The 3,509-nt window shown below is 61.8% G+C and carries 4 protein-coding genes; 1 reads left to right on the top strand and 3 read right to left on the bottom strand.

The window, feature by feature from the left end:
• Positions 1-22 precede the first annotated feature (22 nt).
• The 3 genes from AHiyo1_RS06845 to AHiyo1_RS06835 all read right to left on the bottom strand — a co-directional run bounded on the left by AHiyo1_RS06845 (position 23) and on the right by AHiyo1_RS06835 (position 2,451).
• Positions 23-799, bottom strand: a complete 777-nt coding sequence (locus tag AHiyo1_RS06845; RefSeq protein ID WP_059388042.1) for an ABC transporter permease — start codon at positions 797-799, stop codon at positions 23-25.
• Positions 792-1,580, bottom strand: a complete 789-nt coding sequence (locus AHiyo1_RS06840) for an ABC transporter ATP-binding protein (protein ID WP_084784388.1) — start codon at positions 1,578-1,580, stop codon at positions 792-794. The genes AHiyo1_RS06845 and AHiyo1_RS06840 overlap by 8 nt, the downstream gene beginning before the upstream one ends.
• 106 nt (positions 1,581-1,686) lie before the next feature.
• A complete protein-coding gene (locus AHiyo1_RS06835) occupies positions 1,687-2,451 on the bottom strand; it encodes an alpha/beta fold hydrolase (protein WP_059388040.1) in 765 nt (254 codons plus the stop codon).
• 364 nt (positions 2,452-2,815) lie between these two features.
• Here AHiyo1_RS06835 and cspE point away from each other — a divergent pair, with 364 nt between their 5' ends.
• Positions 2,816-3,019, top strand: a complete 204-nt coding sequence (cspE, locus tag AHiyo1_RS06830; protein ID WP_028266315.1) for a transcription antiterminator/RNA stability regulator CspE — start codon at positions 2,816-2,818, stop codon at positions 3,017-3,019.
• Positions 3,020-3,509 lie beyond the last annotated feature (490 nt).

The raw sequence follows: 3,509 nt of genomic DNA, 5'->3' as shown, positions 1-3,509 counted from the left end.
GGACGCCGCGGCTAGCCCCGCACTACCGCGATTCCCATCGGAACCAGCGGATTCCGATGAAGGCGAACACCGCGACGTAAGCGACGCATGCCAGGAGCGAGCCCGTGTCCTGGCCGCTCCAGGCCGACTGGTTCAGGACATCCGAAAAGAGTGTCATGAGGCCTCCGACCGGAGACCAGTCCGAAATTGACTTGATCGTGTCGCCGAGGATGCCGGTTCCGCCGAGGACGCCTAGGAGCAACAGGGCGATCATGAGCAGTCGGCCGATCGCGCTGATGGCGTTGGTGGACCGGATCAAGCCGACGAGCGCTTGTCCAATGGCCAGGAAGACGGCGGCCCCGAGAATAGCGACGGCGATGACCAAAAGGTACTGGCCAACGTTCAGCGTCAGGCCGTGAACAATTGCACCGACGATCACCACGATGATGGAAGCGACCAGATTGGTGACCACCTGCACGATGAGGCGGCTGGTCATGATCATCCAGTTCGGTGCCGGTGTGACCCGAAGCCTTTGCAGCACACCGATGTCCCGATCGTGAGCCAGGGCCAGCGTGAAACCGAGCAAGCACGACGTGAGCAGGCCAAGGGTCAAGGCCAAACCGATGATGAGGGTGGATCCTCCGAGGCGTGATTGCCCCTTGCCGAAGGTTGTGGCCACGAGGATCACGATCGGCAGCAGGGCGCTCAAGACAAGTGAGGTCTTGCTATTGAGCATCACAATGGAGTCCGCGCGAAGCAACGAGCCCATCGCCAGGCCGAGCGGCGGGCGGGCGGTATTGACCGCGGCGGCGTTAGTCACGGATTTCACTTCCTGTCAGTCCGATGAAGACGTCTTCCAGAGTGGGCGCACCGTGGGCCACTGAAAGCACGCGCGGATCCTCCCTGTGCTTGTCGATCAGCTCCGAGGGCTCTCCAACCGTGAGAAGTACGCCATGGTCGATGATCGCTACCCGGTCACACACGGCCTGCGCTTCTTCCATGGAGTGGGTGGTGAGGAGAATGCTGTTGCCTTCTCCACGAAGTTCTTCGATTCGGCGCCATAGCCCACGGCGCGACTGCGGGTCCAGCCCGGCAGTTGGCTCGTCGAGCAGCAGAAGGAGGGGGTTGTGGATGGTGGCAATGAACAGTGCCAGCCGTTGCTGCTGCCCGCCCGACAGCTGTTTGAACCGTTTGCCCAATTCCTGTTCGAGCCCGATGGCCCGCATGCTCGTACCGATCTGCTCACGCGAGAGTTTCACTCCGTAGAGCCCGCCGTAAAGCCTTGCGATCTGCTGAATGGTCAGTTCGGCCTGGAAACTGGAGGACTGCAGTTGCACCCCGAGGCGCGCTTTCGCGTCCAGAGGCTCTTGTTGAACATCGATTCCGTCCACCAGCAGTTGCCCGGATTTCGGCTTGACCAACCCCTCGATGGCACTGAGTGTGCTGGTCTTCCCTGCGCCGTTCGGCCCCAGCAAGCCGAAGATCTCACCGCGATGAATCTGAAAACTGACGCCGTCGACGACGGTCCGCTCGCCATACGCGACGCGCAACGCGCTGACGTCCAAAACCGGCGGCTGTGCCGGCACATTCACTTCACTCATCGAGCCGTATCCCTCTCAGGCTGGCCGAACCGCCCCATGTCAGGGCGCCGTTTCGATGAGTCTATATGCGGGAACCTGATGTTTTCGTGGGAGCCGACACCGCGCCCTAAACGACCCGATTCGCCCGTTCCCAGTGGTCCCGCAGCAACGCGCCGAGCCGGTCGGGCTCGCTCCGGTGCGGGGGATCGAAATGGTGGCGGTCCGGGAACACCTCGAGGCGGAAGTCCGGGAATACCGTGGACAGCCGCTCGGCAACCTCGCCATAGTCGTCAGGGTTGCTCAGGCCGCCGAGGACGAAGAACACCGGCCGATTGAACGCAGCAAGCCGCGCCCTATCCAGATCGTAAATCTTGAAGTCACGCAGGAATGCCCTGATTCCCGCCGGCCGCTTGGCCATCCACGGCGGCGGCCCGCCTTCGGGCGGTGGCGGAAGGACGACGTCGGGCTTCACTCCCAACCTCATGAACGCGGCCATGAATTGATCTGGCGGTAGCGATTCCAGCGCCTCATAGTCCTTCCAGAGCCGGGTGTGCGCCGGACTCCAATCCCAGCTTCCCGCCCATGCGGGCTCCAGGAGCGTGAGACTGAGCAGTCGCTGTGGATGCTTGGCGGCGAATGCCAAAGACGCTGCCCCGCCGCCCGAATAGCCGAGCAAATGGAACGTCTCCCAGCCCCGGGCCTCGGCCTCGCGGAGGACACCGTCGATTTCGGTATCCAGGCTCCAGCCCGGCGGCGGCTCATCGCCGTCGTACAGTTCCAGGTCCTTCGCGACGGCGTCCACGTCGGGACCCAGCGCTTCGATCAGCGCCCCGTAGGCGGGTTCGGCGGGAAGGACGCTCCCCGGAAGAAGGACGACCCGAATCGGCTCCATGGCGGAACTCTACGCCTCTTGGGGTGCTAAGGGAGGGGGAGGAGGGACTATTTTCCGGGGCCGACGACCGAGAGGCCGGCGTCCAGCGCAGCGGCGAGAGCTCGGTGTAGAGCAGCATCGAAGCGACGAGGCGGTGTCCTGTTGCCGCGGTTGGCGGCGCGCGGCAGATGAAGGATTTCGACAAATAGTAGCCATCCGGCCAAAGGCCTGTATGCTTGGAGCTGTTGTTGTGTTTGGCATTTGGTAGTTCAGGCAGTTCCCGCGGTTCATCAACCGCGACCTTCTGAAGTAACGGTGGAGAACACCCCACACCGGAGGCCCGACAGTCGGGACAACCTCCACCTTCAGTAAGGAAACTGAAAAAATGGCTACAGGTATCGTCAAGTGGTTCAACTCCGAAAAGGGCTTCGGCTTCATCTCCCCGGAAGATGGCAGCCAGGACGTTTTCGCTCACTACTCTGCAATTAACTCGGGCGGCTACCGCTCCCTCGAAGAGAACCAGAAGGTTTCCTTCGACGTCGAGCAGGGCCCCAAGGGTCCCCAGGCAGTAAACATCCAGGCTCTCTAAGCTTCGGATTTCAAAAAGCAGGGCCGGTCATTGACCGGCCCTGCTTTTTTGTGCCCATTTCCGGGTTGCGTGGCGACCTTTCGACGCGCAAATTACCCGGCGACACGCCAAATCCCTGTCGACACCGGAATTCCGGTAGCGACAGGGATTTGCGTGTCGCTTAGCTTTTGCTGTAGCGCTCGGCCTTGGGCTTGGTCATGTCCGTCCCTGGATCGTCTTCGCTCGGATGTCGGATTCTGCTCAATCATTCGAATGGACAAATGCCGGTCCCGCGGAATCACGGGACCGGCAACTTCGGCGAAGAGAATGATCCAGCAGAATCCGACGGCTATTTCTCGCAGCCGATGCCGTCACCGTCGTTGTCGAGACCGTATATGTCAGTCCCGATCACCTTGACAGGACCACGCACGTAGGCTGGGCCATTACCCTTACCGCCTGCGCAGTCGACGTCTGAAGCAATCGGGACGCACGCCCAGGCATAGTTGGGGTC

The sequence above is a fragment of the Arthrobacter sp. Hiyo1 genome (assembly GCF_001263615.2).
Classification (GTDB): domain Bacteria; phylum Actinomycetota; class Actinomycetes; order Actinomycetales; family Micrococcaceae; genus Arthrobacter.
This window is presented reverse-complemented; position numbering and strand designations above follow the sequence as displayed.